Below are 18,017 nucleotides of genomic sequence, written 5' to 3'. Positions count from 1 at the left end.
GGCAAATTTCTCTCCCGGGTAGGCGGGCGCCGCGCATGCGGCCCCCGTACCCCGGCATTGGCGTCCGATCAGGGCTCGGTCAGCAGCTTGCCGCGATGCATCAGCTCCTGCAGCAGCTGAGATTCGGTCGTCGATGACCCGAGGCCCAGCTGGTCGCGCAGGTCGACGCCCTGCAGCACGATCTGCTGGTCTTGCGCCGAGGCGGAGTAGTTGCCGTTTGCGAAGCCGCCACTCGAGCTGATGCGGATCACCGTGTTGCCGCCGCTGTAGTCGATGTCGATGTAGTTGTCGATGTTGGCCGCCGACGTGTCGTGTCCCTGCAGCAGGTCGCGCAGGTCGAGCACGTCGCCCTGCGAGATGCTGAAGTCGGTGATGGTGTCGACGGCCGGTGCGCCGTTCGAGCCGCGGTCGGCGAGCTGCCATGCGAACACGTCGGCCCCCGTGCCGCCGGCAAGCACGTCGTTGCCTGCGCCGCCGTAGATCACGTCGTTGCCGCTCTGACCATTGAGCTGGTCGTTGCCGGCGCCGCCCGCAATCCAGTCGTTGCCGCCGCCGGCGTTGACGATGTCGTCGCCGCCGTGGGCCATGATCGTGTTGGCGGAGGCGCTGCCCGTGAGGGTGTCGGCGCCCTCGGTGCCCGACTGCAGCGCGCCCGAGGTCAGGGCCTGGTTGCTGGCACCAAGCTCCACATCCAGCGTCGAGGTGGACGTGTCGCCGTCGGCATCGCGCATCGTGTACTGGAACAGGTCGCCGTGGCTGGTGGAGACACGGCTGTAGCTGAGCCCGCTGAGCACGAAGCCCTGGCTGTTCGAGCCGGTGTACGAGAGCTGCAGATAGGTGAACGGATTCGGCGTGTTGATCGCCACCGTGTACTCGGTGCCGTTGTTGCTGGCGCCGAGGAAGTCGCCCTGGTCCACGAGCACGCCGTCGGCGTCGTAGGCGTACCACCTCGTGTTGGCGAGCTGGTTGGCCTGGGCGATCGAGACGCTGGCATTGGTCGCGAGTTCCGGCAGGCGGACGATGAGCTGCTCGTCGCTCTCGATGCCGGCGTTGACCACCCGCAGCCCCTGCTTGATGCCGCCGCCGCCGTAGGTGACCAGCGCGCCGGCGCCCGAGGTGAGCGCGTTGACGTTGAGGTTGCTGCCGCTGGCCCAGCTCGTGTCGTTGTTGTCGAAGCCGAAGGCGTCGATCTGCGACTCCCATTGGGCCAGGCTGTTGCCCGAGATCGAAGCCGTGCCGCCCAGGCGCGAGGTGTAGGTGTAGTTGCCGTTGGCGCTGACCACCAGCGCGCCGTCGGGCGTGGTGATGGTCGTGGTGCCGCTGGCGGCCACCGCGTAGTCCACGCCGTCGAAGCGCACCGAGGTCAGCGTGCGGCCGCCGTCGACGGCCACGTCGTTCGACAGCAGGTTGCCGCTGACCGACTGCCCCCAGACCACGGTCGCATCGTTGTGCACGGCGGTCGGCGTGGAGTCGGCGAGGCTGATGGTGACGGTGGTCCAGCCCGAGTTGGCATCGCCGTCGTTGGCGCGGTAGACGAAGCTGTCCTGCACCGGCGTGTTGGCCGCGTCGTGAAGGACGGCGGGCGCCACATAGGTGTAGCTGCCATCGGCATTCATCGTCACCGTGCCGCCCAGGGCCGTCGTCACGGTGTTGCTGCCGTTCACGCTGACCGCGGTGCCGCCGGCGCTGGCAGCCACCTGAGAGACCGTGAGAGCGTCGCCTTCGACGTCGCTGTCGTTGGCGAGCACCGAGGCCTGCAGCGTGGTGCTGCCTTCGGTCACGCTGGCGGCATCGGCCGCGCCCGCCGGCGCGTCGTTCACCGGTGCGATCACCAGGTCGATGGTCGAGCTGGCGCTGGCCGTGCTGCCGTTGGCCAGCTCCACCGCGGTGGCGGTGGCGGTGAGCGACAGGTTGCCGAAGAAGTTGGCCGGCGGCGTGATGGTCAGCGTGGCGAGGTTCCAGTTCGCGCCACCGGAGGCGGCAGCCGGGTTGTCCTCGTTGAAGACCAGCACCGAGGTGTTGCCCGCGGTGGCGGTGAAGCTGCGCGTGCCGTCCGACAGGGTGGCGCCCACCGGGATGCCGGACAGCGCCAGCGTGTGCTGCTCGGAGTCGTCGGCCGAGTCGCCGAACACCAGGGCTGCGCCTGCGAGAGAGGGCAGGCGCACGGGGCTGTCCTCGAAGCCATCGGCCACGGTGCGCACGCTCACGTGGTCGAGCACCGCGCCGATGGAGCCGGTCTGGTCGGTGGACGAGAAACGCAGCGTGTTGGTCCCCGCAACGCTGGTCACCTGAATGGTCGGCGACAGCCACGCCCCCGTGCCGGGGTTGTAGGTGCCGACCACGGTGCCGTTCCAGATGACGTTGAACGACTGCGTGTTGCTGTCGGTGGTGCCGGACAAGGTACGGCGCAGCGCGTCGAACGAGATCTCGATCACCTGGTCGGCCAGCGGCACGTTGATGGTGGTCTGGATCCAGTTCGCCGTTCCGGGGTCGGCCTCGATCTCGGCCACGCGGTTGTTGGCCGGGGTGAGGGTGGTGTTGGGGTTCTGCAGTGAGTTGTAGGCCGGCTGGGTGTTGACTTCGACGAAACCGTCCGAGCTCGTCCACACCATCTGGCCGACCGAGGTGTTGTTGTCCTGCCAGTCTTCGCTGACGTTGACGTGTGTGGTGGTCCAGGATGCGAGCACAGGCTGGTCGGCCACCGGCGTCACGGTGATCGGGTTCTGCACCGCCGCGGACGTGAGCCCCTGGTTGTCGGTCACGGTGAACGACAGCTGGGTGCTGCCGCTCCAGTCGGCCGCGGGCACGAAGCGCAGTGCGGCCGCCTGGGCCGGCGTGAGGGCGGCATTGGTGACCACCTGAGTCACGCCGTCGGCGAGGAAGAGCGTGCCATTGGCCGGCAGCGCGGTCACCCGCACCGAGGCGATCGAGCCGTCCACGTCGGTGCCAGCCAGGTTCACCGCGATGAAGGCGGCGTCTTCCAGGCCGGAGGCCGGCGTGGCCACGGCCACCGGGGCATCGTTGACCGATACGACGTTGACGGTGGCGGTGGCGACGTTGCTGCCGTTGACGCCGTCGTTCACCGTCACCTGGATCGTGCGCGGCGTGGTGCCGGGGTTCTCCGAGGTGTTGGAGAAGGTGATCGCGCGGATCGCGGTTTCATAGGCGGCCAGCGAGGCGCTGCCCGACAGCGTGACGCTGTTGCCCGACACGGTGGCGCTGATGCCCGCCGGCAGCGCGCCGGCGGCCAGCACGTCACCCGCTTGCGCATTGGTGAGGGTGATGGTCGCGCCGGCGAGGGTGGCGCCATCCACGTCGGTGATGCGCACGTCGGCATCGCCGATGGAGACGGCAGAGCCGTTTTCGGTGAAGGTGGCCGTGTAGTTGGCGCCGGTCGCGCCGCTGGAGTTGTTGTCGTCCAGGTCGAGCACCGGCGCGTCGTTCACCGCATTCACCGTCACGTTCACCGTGGCGGTTTCGGTCACGCCGCCGGAGGTGACGGTGTAGGTGAACGATGCGGGGCCGTTGTAGTTGGCGGCCGGCGTGAAGGTGAGGGTGCCGCCGGCGTTGAGCTGCACGCTGCCGTTGGCCACGGCCACTGCCGGCCCGCCCGCAGTGATGGCGGTTCCGTTCACCGCGGTGATGGCTCGGCCGGCGTTCTCGAAACTGTCGGTGGCCAGCACTGCGACGGTGACCGCCGTGTCTTCGTTGGTGCTGACGGTGTCGCCGGTGATGTCGGCCACCGGCGTGACGGTGATCGGCACGCTGGACACCACCGGGGCAGCCACGCCGTCGCTGGTGGAAACGGTGAGCGTGACGCTGCCGTTGTAGTCGGCCACCGGGTTGTAGGCCAGCCCGTTGAGCGCGCCGTTGATGGCGGCGGCGCTGCCGGTGATCGTGATGCTGCCGGTGCCATTGTTCGAAACGGTCGCGCCGGCAAAGGCGGCGGCGCTGAGCGTGCCGCTCGTGACGGAGACCGTCACCGTGAGCGAGCCCGCGTCCGCGTCGGCCACGGTGATGGCATTGCCATTGGCGCTGCTGAACACGCGCGCCGAGTCCTCGGCCGTGGTCTGCGCGGCCGGCACGCTGTTCACCGGTGCGTCGTTCACCGCCACCACGTTGACCGTGGTGATGGCGGTGTTCGAGCTGCTGGTGCCGTCGGTCACCGTGACGCTGATGCTGCGCGGCGTGGTCGACGGGTTCTCGCCCGTGTTGGTGAAGGTGATCGCCCGGATCGCGGTCTGGTAGCTGGCGAGGCTCGCCGCGCCCGAGAGGGTGACGGTGTTGCCCGACACGCTGGCCGAGATGCCGGCCGGCAGCACGCCCGCCGCCAGCACGTCGCCCGCCTGTGCATTGGTGAGCGTGATGGTGGCGCCGGTGAGGCTGGTCGAATCGACGTCGGTGATCGCCACGTCGGCATCGGCGATGGCCACCGCCGCACCGTTTTCGGTGAAGGTGGCGGCGTAGCCGGTGCCGGCGGCGCCGGAGGAGTTGTTCGCGTCCAGGTCGATCGCGGGCGGCGCATCGTTGTCGATGATGCTGGTGCTGACCGCGCTGTTGCTGCCGCTCAGCAACAGGTTCTCGAAGCTGCCGCCGGTGGCCGACAGCAGCGAGACGGTGAAGCTTTCGGTGCTTTCGGTCGCACTGTCGTCCAGCGTGGCGATGCCGAAGCTGACCGACGAGCTGCCTGCCGGGATGGTGACGGTGGTCACGCCGGTGTAGTCGCTGCCGTTGGCCGCCGTGCCGCTGTAGCCCAGCGTCACGGTGACGGCGGTCTGTGCCGGCGACGTGAGCGACAGCGTGTAAGTGGCGCTGCCGCCCTCGGTCACGCTGCTCGCGCCGGTGAGGCTCAGCGTCGTCGCATCGGCATCGTCGGTGACGGCGGTGACCGCCGCCGTGTTGCTCACGACCAGGTTCTCGAAATTGCCGCCCGAGGCGCCGCTGATGGTGGCCGACACGTTGCCCGCGTCGGTGTACACGTCGTCCGCGGGGGCGGCCACGCTCACCGAGCCGCTGCTCGCGCCTGCGGCGATTTCGATGGTGGCGCCGTTGGACAGCGTCACTGTCACCGGGCCTTGCGCCGCGGAGGTGAGGCTGGCGGTGTAGACGATCTGGCCGCCTTCGGCCACCGTGGCCGTGGCGGTCAGCGACACCGTCGTGGTGTCCACCGTGTCGGCCACGCTGGTGACCGCGGCCGTCGTGCTGACCACCAGGTTCTCGAAATTGCCGCCGGTGGCGCTGGCGATGGTGGCCGACACGTTGCCCGCGTCGGCGTACACGTCTTCGGCCGGCGCCGGCACGCTCACCGAGCCGGTGCTTGCACCGGCGGCGATGGTGATGGTGGCGCCGTTGGACAGCTGCACCGTGACCGGGGTCTGCGCCGCCGCGGTGAGGCTCGCGGTGTAGGTGATCTGCCCGCCTTCGGCCACGCTCGGTGTGGCCGAGAGCGAGACGGTGGTGTCGTCGAGGGTGTCGCTGACGGTCGTGCTGGCCGCCGTCGTGTTGATCACCAGGTTCTCGAAGTTGCCGCCCGAGGCGCTGCTGATGGTGGCCGACACGCTGCCGGCGTCGAGGTACACGTCGTCGGTGGGCGCATCGACGTTCACGCTGGCGGAGCTGCTGCCTGCCGGGATGGTGATGACCGCGCCGTTCGACAAGGTGACCGTCACCGGGGCCTGTGCGGCGCTGGTGAGGCTGGCGGTGTAGACGATCTGGCCGCCCTCGGCCACGCTGGCCGAAGCCGACAGCGACACGGTGGTGGTGTTCGCCGTGTCGGTGATCGCGGTGGTGGCCGCCGCCGGGTTGATGGCGAGCTGCTCGAAGCTGCCGCCGGTGGCGCCGGTGATGGTGGCCGACACCGTGCCGGCATCGGCGTAAACATCGTCGGCCGGTGCGTTCAGGCTCACCGTGCCGGTGCTGGCGCCGGCCGCGATGCTGATGGTGGCGCCGTTCGACAGCGTCACCGTCACCGGCGTCTGGGCCGGGGCAGTGAGGCTGGCGGTGTAGGTGATCTGCCCGCCCTCGGCCACGCTGCTCGACGCCGTCAGCGACACGGTGGTCATGTCCGTGGTGTCGGTGATGGTCGTGGTGGCCGCGGTCGTGTTCACCACCAGCTGCTCGAAGTTGCCGCCCGAGGCGCTGGCGATGGAGGCCGACACGCTGCCGGCGTCCAGGTAGACGTCATCCGTCGGTGCCGCCACGTTCACCGAGCCCGAGCTGGCGCCGGCCGCGATGGTGATCACCGCGCCGTTGTCCAGCGTCACCGTCACGGCCGTCTGCGCCGGGGCGGTGAGGCTGGCGGTGTAGGTGACCTGGCCGCCTTCGGCCACGCTGGGCGAGGCGGCGAGCGACACGGTGGCCGTGTCGGTGGTGTCGCTGACGGTCGTGGTGGCAGCGGCCGGGTTGACCAGCAGGTTCTCGAAGTTGCCGCCGGTGGCGCTGGCAATGGTGGCCGACACGCTGCCGGCGTCGAGGTACACGTCGTCTGCCGGCGCGTTGACGCTCACCGCGCCGGTGCTGTCGCCGGCCGGGATGGTGATGACGGCGCCGTTCGACAGGGTCACCGTCACCGGCGTCTGCGCGGGCGAGGTGAGGCTGGCGGTGTAGGTGATCTGGCCGCCTTCGGCCACGCTCGGCGAGGCGGACAGCGTCACCGTGCTGTCGGTCGCGGTGTCGGTGATGGTCGTGCCGGCCGCGGCCGGGTTGACCAGCAGGTTCTCGAAGTTGCCGCCGGTGGCGCCGGCGATCGTGGCCGATACGCTGCCGCCGCCCTGGTACACGTCGTCGGCCGCCACGACGTTGGCCGTGCCCGAGCTCGCGCCCGCCGCGATGGTGATGACCGCGCCGTTGGACAGCGTGACCGTCACCGGCGTCTGCGCAGGCGAGGTGAGGCTGGCGGTGTAGGTGATGCTGCCGCCTTCGGCCACGGTGGGCGACGCGGTCAGGCTCACCGTGGAGTCGTTCACCGTGTCGGTGACGGTGGTGCCGGCGGCCGTGGGGCTGGCCACCAGGTTCTCGAACCCCCCGCCGGTGGCGCTCGTGATGGTGGCCGACACGCTGCCGGCGTCCAGGTACACGTCCTCGCCCGGCGCGTTCACGCTCACCGAGGCCGAGCTGGCGCCGGCCGGGATGGTGATGACGGCGCCGTTCGACAGGGTCACGGTCACCGGGCTCTGGGCCGCGGCGGTGAGGCTGGCGGTGTAGGTGATCTGTCCGCCTTCGGCGACGGTCGGCGTGGCGGCGAGCGAGACGGTGGTGTCGTCGGGCGTGTCGGTGACCGTGGTGGCCGCCGCGGCCGGGTTCACGACCAGGTTCTCGAAGTTGCCGCCGGTGGCACCGGTGATGGTGGCCGACACGCTGCCGGCATCGGTGTACACGTCGTCGCCGGGCGCATTCACGCTCACCGAGCCGGTGTTCGCGCCGGCGGCGATGGTGATCGTGGCGCCGTTGGACAGCGTCACCGTCACCGGCGTCCCGGCCGCGCTCGTGAGGCTGGCGGTGTAGGTGATCTGGCCGCCCTCGCTCACGCTGGGCGTGGCGGAGAGCGACACGGTAGTGGTGTCCACGGTGTCGGTCACCGCCGTGGTGGCTGCGGCCGGGTTCACCACCAGGCGCTCGAAGCCGCCGCCGGTGGCGCCGTTGATGGTGGCCGACACGGTGCCGGCATCGGTGTACACGTCGTCGGCGGGCGCGTTGAGGCTCACCGAGCCGCTGCTCGAGCCGGCCGCGATGGTGATCACCGCCCCGTTGGAGAGGGTGACGGTCACCGGCGCCTGCGCGGCTGCGCCCAGGCTGGCGGTGTAGGTGATCTGGCCGCCTTCGGCCACGGTCGGCGTGGCGGAGAGCGACACGGTGGTGTCGTCCACCGTGTCGGTCACGCCCGTGGTGGCCGCCGCCGGGTTCACCGCCAGGTGTTCGAAACCGCCGCCTGCGGCACTGCTGATGGTGGCCGACACGTTGCCGGCGTCGGCATACACGTCGTCGGCCGGCGCGTTCACGCCCACCGACGCCGAGCTGGCGCCGGCCGGGATGGTGATGGTCGCGCCGTTGGAGAGTGCCACCGTCACAGCACTCCGTGCCGGTGCGGTGAGGCTCGCGGTGTAGGTGATCTGGCCGCCTTCGGCCACAGTGGGTGTGGCGGTCAGCGACACCGTGGTGGTGTCGGTGGTGTCGGTGACGGTGGTGGTCGCCGCCGCCGGGCTCAGCAGCAGGTTCTCGAAGTTGCCGCCGGTGGCGCTCGTGATGGTGGCCGACACGTTGCCGGCGTCCAGGTACACGTCGTCGCCGGGCGCATTCACGCTGACCGAGCCGCTGCTCGAGCCGGCCGCGATGGTGATGACCGCACCGTTGCTCAGGGCCACCGCCACGTCGGACTGGGCCGGCGAGGTGAGGCTCGCGGTATAGATGATCTGGCCACCCTCGGCCACGCTGGGCGAGGCGGCGAGCGACACGGTGGTGCTGTCGGGCGTGTCGGTGATGGTGGTGCCGGCCGCGGCCGGGTCGATGGCCAGCTGCTCGAAGCCGCCGCCGCTCGCGCTCGTGATGGTGGCCGACACGCTGCCGGCATCCAGGTACACGTCGTCCGTGGGCGCGGCGACGTCCACCGTGGCCGAGCTGCTGCCGGCCGGGATGGTGAGGATCGCGCCGTTCGACAGCGTCACCGTCACCGGGCTCTGCGCCACGCGGGTGAGGCTGGCGGTGTAGCTGATCTGGCCGCCTTCGGCCGCACTCCCCGAGGCGGTGAGGCTCAGCGTGGTGGTGTCCACCGTGTCGGTCACCGTGGTGTCGGCCGGCGTGGTGTCGGCCACCAGGTTCTCGAAGTTGCCGCCGGTGGCGCTGCTGATGCGCGCCGAGATGCCGGCGCCGCCGGCATACACGTCGTCGCCGGCGGCCAGGCTCACCGAGCCGCTGCTGGCGCCGGCCGCAATGGTGATGGTGGCGCCGTTGGAGAGCGTCACCGACACCGGGCTCTGCGCCGCAGCGGTGAGGCTCGCGGTGTAGACGATGCTGCCGCCCTCGGCCACGACCGGCGTGGCCGAGAGGCTCACCGTCGTGCTGTCGATCGTGTCGCCGATGGTGGTGACGGCCGGCGTCGCATCCACCACGACGGCGATGCCGCCGCCGCTGATGCCGCTGATGGCCGTGCTCACCGAGCCCGGGTCCACGTATACGTCGTCTGCGGCGGCCAGCGGCACGTCCACCGTGCCGCTCAAGGCGCCGGCCGCGATGGTGATGGTGGCGCCGTTGGAGAGCGTCACCGAAAGCGGGCTCACCGGAGGCTCGGTGAGGGTGGCGGTGTAGGTGATGGTGCCGCCGGCCTCGGTGAGGGCCGGGGTGGCCGAGAGGCTGAGCGAGGCGGCGTCGTCATCGACGATGCCGGTGGTCACCGAGCCGTTGCTGCCGGAGACGACCAGGCTTTCGAAGTTGCCGCCCGCGGCCGAGACCAGCGAGACGGTGAAGTTCTCGGCGCCTTCGGCCAGCGTGTCGTTCAGCGTGGCGATGTCGAAGCCGGCGCTCGAGGCGCCCGCGGGAATGGTGAGGGTGGCGACGCCGGTGAAGTCGGTGCCGTCGGCCGCGGTGCCGCTGTAGGCCAGCGTCACCGTCACCGCGGTGGCGGCCGGGCTGGTCAGGCTCACCGTGTAGCTGGCGGTACCGCCTTCGGCCACCGAGCCGCTGCCCGCCAGGCTCACCGTGGTGGTGTTCGGCGTGTCGGTGACGGTGGTGTCGGCCGGCGTGGGACTGGCCTCGAGCCGCTCGAAGCCGCCGCCATCGGCGCCGGTGATCGTGACGGACAGCGTGCTGCCGTCGGCATACACGTCGTCGCCAGGCGCAGGCAGGCTCGCGCTGCCGGTGCTGCTGCCGGCCGCGATGGTGATGGTGGCTCCGTTGGACAGCGTCACCGTCACCGGGCTCTGCGCCGGTGCGCCGAGGCTGGCGGTGTAGGTGATCTGGCCGCCTTCGGCCACCGTCGGCGAAGCGCTGAGGCTCACCGTGGTGGTGTCCTGCGTGTCGCTCACCGAGGTGACCGCGGGCGTGGTGTCGACCGACAGCTGCTCGAAGTTGCCGCCCGAGGCGCTGGTGATCTGCACGGACACGCTGCCGGCGTCGGCGTACACGTCTTCGGCCGGCGCGGGCACGCTGACCGAGCCGACGCTGCTGCCGGCCGGGATGCTGATGCTGGCGCCGTTGGACAGCGCGACGACCATGGCCGTCTGCGCCGGCGCGCCGAGGGTCGCGGTGTAGGTGATCTGGCCGCCTTCGGCCACGGCCGGCGTGGCCGACAGGCTCACCGTGGTGGTGTCCTGGGTGTCGCTCACCGCGGTGACGGCCGGCGTTGCGCTCACCGACAGCTGCTCGAAGTTGCCGCCGGAGGCGCCGGTGATCTGCACCGACAGGTTGCCCGCATCGGTGTACACGTCGTCCGCCGGGGCGGGCACGCTCACGCTGCCGGTGCTGGCGCCCGCAGCGATGGTGATGGTGCTGCCGTTGGACAGCGTCACCAGCATGGCCGTCTGGGCGGGGGCGGTGAGGCTGGCGGTGTAGCTGATGAAGCCGCCCTCGGCCACGGCGGGCGTGGCGGAAAGCGACAAGGTGGTGGTGTCCACCGTGTCGGTGATGGTCGTGTCGACCGCTGCCGGGTTCACCGCGAGCTGCTCGAAGCGGCCGCCTGCGGCGCTGCCGATGGTCACCGAGACGGTGCTGCCGTCGGCGTGCGCATCGTCGGCCGGCGCGGGCACGCTGACGCTGCCGGTGCTGCTGCCGGCATGGATCGTGATGACCGCGCCGTTCGACAGCGTCACCGTCACCGGGCTCTGGGCCGGTGCGGTGAGGCTGGCGGTGTAGGTGATCTGGCCGCCTTCGGCCACGCTGGGCGAGCCGGTGAGGCTGACCGTGGTGGTGTCCTGCGTGTCGCTGACGGCGGTGGAGGCCGCGGCCGGGTTCACGGCCAGCTGCTCGAAGCCGCCGCCGGTGGCGCCGGTGATGGTGGCCGACACGTTGCCGGCGTCGGCGTACACGTCGTCGGCCGGCGCATTCACGCTCACCGAGCCGGTGCTGGCGCCGGCGGCGATGGTGATGCTGGCGCCGTTCGACAGCGTCACGGTCACCGGACCCTGGGCCGGCGCGGTGAGGCTGGCGGTATAGGTGATCTGGCCGCCTTCGGCGACGCTGGGCGTGGCGGCGAGGCTGACCGTGGTGGTGTCGGTCGTGTCGGTGACGGCCGTGGTGGCGGTCGCCGGGTTGACGGCGAGCTGCTCGAAGTTGCCGCCGGCCGCACTGGCAATGCCGGCCGACACGGTGCCCGCGTCGGCGTACACGTCTTCGGCAGGCGCACTGACGCTCACCGAGCCGGAGCTCGCGCCCGCAGGAATGGTGATGACCGCGCCGTTGGTCAGGGTCACGGTGACCGCGGTCTGCGCCGCGCTGGTGAGGCTGGCGGTGTAGGTGATCTGGCCGCCCTCGGCCACGCTCGGGCTGGCGGTGAGCGACACGGTCGTGGTGTCCACGACTTCGGTCACGGTGGTGGCAGCGGGCGTGCCGTTGACCACCAGGTTCTCGAAGTTGCCGCCGCTGGCGCTGGCGATGCCGGCCGAGACGCTGGCCACGCCGAAGGCCGAGGCCGGCACGTCGAATCGCAGCGCGCCGTTCCACAGCATGCCGGTCTGCCCCGCGATCGTGTTGACGCCGTCGAAAGCCTGCGCGCCGGAGCCGCGGTCGATCACGACGCCGGCATCGGACGGCCGCATCACGTGCTGACCCACCGTGACCGACGAGACCCACAGATTGCGGTCCTGGCCGCCCGACACCTGGTCATTGGTGAACACCACGTCGAGCTGCGCGTCGCGGCCCACCTGGCCCGGTACCTGGAAGGTGTGGTTGGCATAGGTGGTGTTGTCCACCTGAACTTCGCCCACCATTTCGCCGTTCAGCCACAGCTGCATCCGCGCGCCGACACCGTTGACGAGCGAGGCCCGGGCGTTCACCACCACCGGGGTGGTCACGGTTTCGGTGTAGACGTCGTTCGCCGGCGCCGGCACGCTGACCGAGCCGGTGCTGGCCCCTGCCGCGATGGTGATCGAGGCGCCGTTGGTCAGCATCACCGTCACCGGCGTCTGCGCGGCGCTGGTGAGGCTGGCGGTGTAGGTGATCTGGCCGCCTTCGGCCACGCTGGGCGAGGCGGTGAGCGACACGGTGGTGGTGTCGATGGTGTCGGCCACGCTGGTCGTGGCGGCCGCGGGGTCGATGTGCAGCTGCTCGAAGTTGCCGCCCGAGGCGCTGGCGATGGTGGCCGAGACGCTGCCGGCGTCCAGATGGACGTCGTCGGCGGGGGCCGGCACGCTGACCATGCCGCTGCTGGCCCCGGCCGCGATGGTGATGACCGCGCCGTTGGACAGCGTCACGGTGACGGCAGTCTGCGCGGGCGCGGTGAGGCTGGCGGTGTAGACGATGCTGCCGCCTTCGGCGACGGCGGGGCTGGCGCCGAGGCTCAGCGTGGTGGTGTCGAGCGTGTCGCTGACGGCCGTGGTGGCGGCCGCAGGGTCGACCTGCAACTGCTCGAAGTTGCCGCCGCTCGCGCTGGCGATGGTGGCCGACACGCTGCCGGCATCCAGGTACAGGTCGTCGGTGGGGGCGCCGACATTCACCGAGCCGGTGCTGGCGCCGGCGGGAATGACGATGACTGCGCCGTTGCTCAAGGTCACGGTCACCGGCGTCTGCGCGGTGCCGGTCAGGCTGGCGGTGTAGGTGATCTGGCCGCCCTCGGCCACGTTGGACGAGGCGGTGAGCGACACGGTGGTCGCGTCGGTCGTGTCGGTGACGGTGGTGGTTGCGGCGGCCGGATTGACGGCCAGCTGCTCGAAGCCGCCGCCCGAGGCGCTGGCGATGGTGGCCGACACGCTGCCGGCGTCCAGGTAGGTGTCGTCGGCCGGGGCGGGCACCGCGACCGAGCCGGTGCTGGCGCCGGCGGCGATGGTGATGGTGGCGCCGTTGGACAAGGTCACCGTCACCGGGCTCAGGGCCGGCGCAGTGAGGCCGGCCGTGTAGACGATGGTGCCCCCTTCAGCCACGCTCGGGCTGGCGGTGAGCGACACGGTGGTGGCGTCCAGCGTGTCGGTGATCGTGGTGGCCGCCGCGGCCGGGTTGAGCGCGATCTGCTCGAAGTTGCCGCCTGTGGCGCTGGCGATGGTGGCGGACACGCTGCCGGCATCGACGTACACATCGTCGGCCGGGGCACTGACGTTCACCGAGCCGGTGCTGGCACCGGCGGCGATGGTGATGACCGCGCCGTTCGAGAGCGTCACGGTGACCGGGCTCTGTGCCGGTGCGGTGAGGCTGGCGGTGTAGGTGATCTGGCCGCCTTCGGCCACGCTCGGGCTGGCGCCGAGGCTGATGGTGGTGGTGTCGGTCGTATCGGTGATCGCGGTCACCGCCGGGGCGGGGCTGACCACCAGGTCTTCGAAGTTGCCGCCGCTCGCGCTGGCGATGCTGGCCGACACGCTGCCGGCATCGGCATACGCGTCATCGGCGGGTGCATTCACGCTCACGGAACCAGCGCTGGCGCCGGCAGCGATGGTGATGGTCGCGCCGTTGGTCAGCATCACCGTCACCGGTGTCTGGGCGGCGCTGGTGAGGCTGGCGGTGTAGGTGATCTGGCCGCCTTCGGCCGCGCTGGGCGAGGCGGTGAGCGACACGGTGGTGGTGTCGAGGGTGTCGGCCACGCTGGTCGTGGCGGCCGCGGGGTCGATGTGCAGCTGCTCGAAGCTGCCGCCCGAGGCGCTGGCGATGGTGGCCGAGACGCTGCCGGCATCCAGGTACAGGTCGTCTGCGGGGGCGCCGACGTTCACCGAGCCGGTGCTGGCGCCGGCGGGAATGACGATGACTGCGCCGTTGCTCAAGGTCACGGTCACCGGCGTCTGGGCGGCGCCGGTCAGGCTGGCGGTGTAGGTGATCTGGCCGCCCTCGGCCACGTTGGACGAGGCGGTGAGCGACACGGTGGTCGCGTCGGTCGTGTCGGTGACGGCGGTGGTTGCGGCGGCCGGGTTGACGGCCAGCTGCTCGAAGCCGCCGCCCGAGGCGCTGGCGATGGTGGCCGACACGCTGCCGGCGTCCAGGTAGGTGTCATCGGCCGGGGCGGGCACCGCGACCGAGCCGGTGCTGGCGCCGGCGGCGATGGTGATGGTGGCGCCGTTGGACAGCGTCACGGTGACCGGGCTCTGCGCCGCGGCGGTGAGGCTGGCGGTGTAGGTGATCTGGCCGCCTTCGGCCGCGCTGGGCGAGGCGGTGAGCGACACGGTGGTGGTGTCGATGGTGTCGGCCACGCTGGTCGTAGCGGCCACGGGGTCGATGTGCAGCTGCTCGAAGTTGCCGCCCGAGGCGCTGGCGATGGTGGCCGAGACGCTGCCGGCGTCCACGTGGACGTCGTCGGTGGGGGCCGGCACGCTGACCGCGCCTGTGCTGGCACCGGCAGCGATGGTGATGACCGCGCCGTTGGACAGGGTCACCGTCACCGGAGTCTGCGCAACGGAGGTGAGGGTGGCGGTGTAGGTGATCTGGCCGCCTTCGGCCACGTTGGGCGAGGCGGTGAGCGACAGTGTGGTGGTGTCCTGCGTATCGGTGACGGCAGTCGTCGCGGCGGCCGGGTTGACGGCCAACTGCTCGAAGCCGCCGCCCGAGGCTCTGGCGATGGTGGCCGACACGCTGCCGGCATCGAGGTAGGCGTCGTCGGCCGGGGCGGGCACCGCAACCGAGCCGCTGCTGGCACCGGCGGCGATGCTGATCACCGCGCCGTTGCTGAGCGTCAGCGTGAGCGGTGCCTGGGCCGGGCCGGTCAGGCTCGCGGTGTAGACGATGGTGCCGCCTTCGGCGACGGCCGGCGTTGCCGCGAGGCTGACGGTGGTGACGTCGGCCACAGGGTTGACCGTGACCGTGACGCTGGCGGTCGAACTGCCGCCTTGCCCGTCGCTCACCGTGTAGTCGAACGAGGCCGGGCCGTTGTAGTCGGCGGCCGGCGTGAAGGTGAGGGTGCCGTCGGCATTCAGGCTCACGCTGCCTTGCGGCAGCAGCACCGGGCTGCCCACGGCGATGGCGGTGCCATTGATCGCGGTCACGGCCAGCGCGTCGCCGTCGGCATCGCTGTCGTTGCCGAGCACCGCGATGGTGACCGGCGTGTCTTCATTGGTGGCGACGCTGTCGCCCACGGCCACCGGGGCGTCGTTCACCGGCGTCACCGACAGCGCCAGCGTGCCGGTGGTGGAGGCAGTGCCATCGCTCACCGTGTAGGTGACCTGCGGCACCGGGCCGTTGTACTGGGGCGCCGGCGTGAAGGTGTAGCTGCCGTCGGCCGCCAGGGTGAACGTGCCGACGCCGGCCAGGCTGGCGGTGCTGCCGGCAGCAAAGGCGCCCGGCAGGCCCGCGATGCTGAAGCCGGTGATGCTCAGCGCATCGCCGTCGACGTCGCCGTCGTTGGCGAGCAGCTTGCCGGACAGCGGGGTGTCTTCCAGTGCGGTGGCGGCGTCGGGAGCAGCGACGGGGGCATCGTTGACCGGCGTCACCGTCACCGCCACGCTGGTGGCCGGGGTGAGGTTGCCTTGCGCGTCGGTGGTGGAAAAGCCGATCTGCGTGGCGCCGTTGAAGTCGGGGGCGGGCACGAACACCAGGCCGGCGGCCTGCGCGGGCGTGAGCACCTGGCCCGCGGCGACCGGCGTGACGCCATCGGCCAGGAACAGCGTGCTGCCGGGCGGCAGGCTGGTCACGGTGACCGAAGTCGCGGTCGTGCCGTCGGCCACCAGGGCGACCGGAATGCGCGAATCCTCGGCGCCGCTGAACGGGCCGGGCCTGGCCGGTTCGCCCGCGGCGGCGGCGCTGCCGTCGATCTGGTTGCCGGTGGTGAATTCAGCTGCGGTGCGGTCGGGGGTGCTGAACGCGTATTCCTGCGGTGTCACGACCTCGATGACCCGGTCGACCCGCAGGCCGGGGGACAGCTCGCCGCCTTCGCCGCCGCCCGCCACGCCCGCCGCCGGGGCCACGCTCGGGTCGTTGCTGTTCAGTGCCTGGATGACCTGCTCGATGTCGTCGGGCACCGGCGCGGCCTTCGGCTCGGCGCCTTCGGCCTGCACGAGCGCCAGGCGGGGGGCTCGCGGCTCGCCGTCTTCGCCGGAGATCTGAACGATGCCGTCCTGGCTGGTCAGGATGACGTCGCCCCGGTTGACCACGTCGCCCAGCTTGAGCAGCCGCATCTTGCCGTTGGGGCTGCGCACGAAGGCGGTGCCCCACAGCGCGGTGATTTTTCCGTGGGGAACATGGGCGAGCGTCGGCATGACCGGACCTTCCTACTGCTGGCGGATGCAGGCGAGGATACCGGCCTTAACTCCTGGAAGTGGCTCAGATTTCGTGATGCCTGTCACCAGAATCGCGGTTCCCGGGCACGTTAGTCGCTCAAGTCGCGGACGGGTCCCAAGGCGTGGGAGCAGGCTCGTGCAGCAGCGCTTCCCGCGCCCACAGGATGGGATGCTGGACTTCGTCACTGGTCGCCGCCGCGACCGGCAGCGCGGAGCGAAACGAAGGACGGTCGCGTGCTTTCAGCGCTCGCTGAACGCGTAGGCCTTGGCCCGCAGCACCGGCTTGAACAGGTAGGACAGCACGGTCTTCTGGCCGGTGAGGATGTCCACCTCGGCCGTCATGCCCGGGATGATGGGCTGGCTCTCGCTGAAGTTCGGCTGGGTGGTGCGCACCCGGACCACGTAGAAGGCATTGCCTTTTTCGTCGACCACCGTGTCGGGCGAGATGTTCTCGACCTTGGCCTCCAGCCCGCCATAGACCGCGAAGTCGTAGGCGGTGAACTTCACCGTCGCCATCTGCCCCGGGTGGATGAACGCGATGTCCTTCGGCAGGACCCGCGCTTCCAGCACGAGCGCATCGTCCAGCGGCACGATCTCGACGATGTCCTTGCCCGGCTGCACCACGCCGCCCACGGTGTTGGCCAGCAGGCGCTGCACCCGGCCGCGAACCGGTGACTTGACCTGGGCCTTGTCCACCTTGTCGGCCAGCGCCACGGCGCCTTCATTGAGGGCGTTGAGCTTGCCCAGCACGTCGGACAGCTCCTTGCGGGCCTCGTTGCGGAAGGCGAGTTCGGTCTCCTGGATCTTGCGCTGCGCCTCGCCGATGGCGGCCTGCACGCGGGCGATCTGGGCGCCGCCCTGCTCGACTTCACCGCGGGTCTTGGTCACCTCGCGCTCCAGGCGCAGCACCTCCACCTCCGACACCGCGCCGGTGGCCAGCAGCGGCCGGGTCTTGGTCAGCTCCTGCTGGGCCAGCTCCAGCCCGCGTTCGTTGGCCGCGCGGCGCGAACGCACTTCGCTCAGTTCCTGCTGGCGCTGCATGAGCTGCTGCTGGCTGATGGACACCAGTGCATTCAGCTCGCTCACGCGTGATTCGTACAGGCGGCGTTCCTCGTCGAGGATGCGCTGCTCCTCCGCGTCGCCCGGGCGGGGCGCCGGCGCCTGCAGCGGCGTGTCTTCGGCCAGGGCCTTCAGCCGCGCCAGCCTGGCGCGCAGCGCAAAGGCCTGTGCCTGGCTCTCGCGCACGCCCGAGGTGGCCCGGGTTTCGTCGATGCGCAGCAGCATCTGGTCCTTCTCGACCACCTGGCCTTCCTTCACGAGGATCTCCGACACCACGCCGCCGTCGAGTGCCTGCACCACCTGCAGCTGGCGCGACGGGATCACCCGGCCCTCGCCGCGGGTGACTTCGTCCACCTCGGCAAGCGCTGCCCACACCAGCAGCACCGCGACCAGCAGCAGGGCCACCCGCACGATGGTCTGGGCTCGGTGGGTGCGGCCGCGCGACATCACCTCCTCGGCGTCGAGCTCGAAGCTGCGAAAGCCGGCCTGGGCCGCCTCGGCGTCGGCCGCAAGGGGCGGGCCGAACAGGCGGCGCGTGAGGGGCTCGAGCCGCAGGCGGATCCATTCGAGCACGTTGATGAAGCGCTGGCCGAGTGCGAGCAGGGTCTTGTTCATGGCCTGCCG

At 70.9% G+C, this 18,017-nt stretch carries 2 protein-coding genes; both read right to left on the bottom strand.

The window, feature by feature from the left end; genetic code table 11:
- Positions 1–68: 68 nt before the first annotated feature.
- Positions 69–16,313, bottom strand: coding sequence for an immunoglobulin-like domain-containing protein (locus E8D38_RS08250; protein ID WP_140627733.1), 16,245 nt, complete (start codon positions 16,311–16,313; stop codon positions 69–71).
- Positions 16,314–16,574: 261 nt separating this feature from the next.
- Positions 16,575–18,008, bottom strand: coding sequence for an HlyD family type I secretion periplasmic adaptor subunit (locus E8D38_RS08245; protein WP_140627732.1), 1,434 nt, complete (start codon positions 18,006–18,008; stop codon positions 16,575–16,577).
- Positions 18,009–18,017 lie beyond the last annotated feature (9 nt).

The organism is Methylibium rhizosphaerae (assembly GCF_006386545.1).
Classification (GTDB): domain Bacteria; phylum Pseudomonadota; class Gammaproteobacteria; order Burkholderiales; family Burkholderiaceae_C; genus Pseudorivibacter; species Pseudorivibacter rhizosphaerae.
Note: the sequence above shows the minus strand (reverse complement) of the source record. Positions and strands in the feature narration are given on the sequence as shown.

What these genes read in the sequence shown, in the direction of transcription:
- E8D38_RS08245 (WP_140627732.1), bottom strand. Translation starts at nt 18,008, where the DNA reads ATGAACAAGACCCTGCTCGCACTCGGCCAGCGCTTCATCAACGTGCTC.
- E8D38_RS08250 (WP_140627733.1), bottom strand. Translation starts at nt 16,313, where the DNA reads ATGCCGACGCTCGCCCATGTTCCCCACGGAAAAATCACCGCGCTGTGG.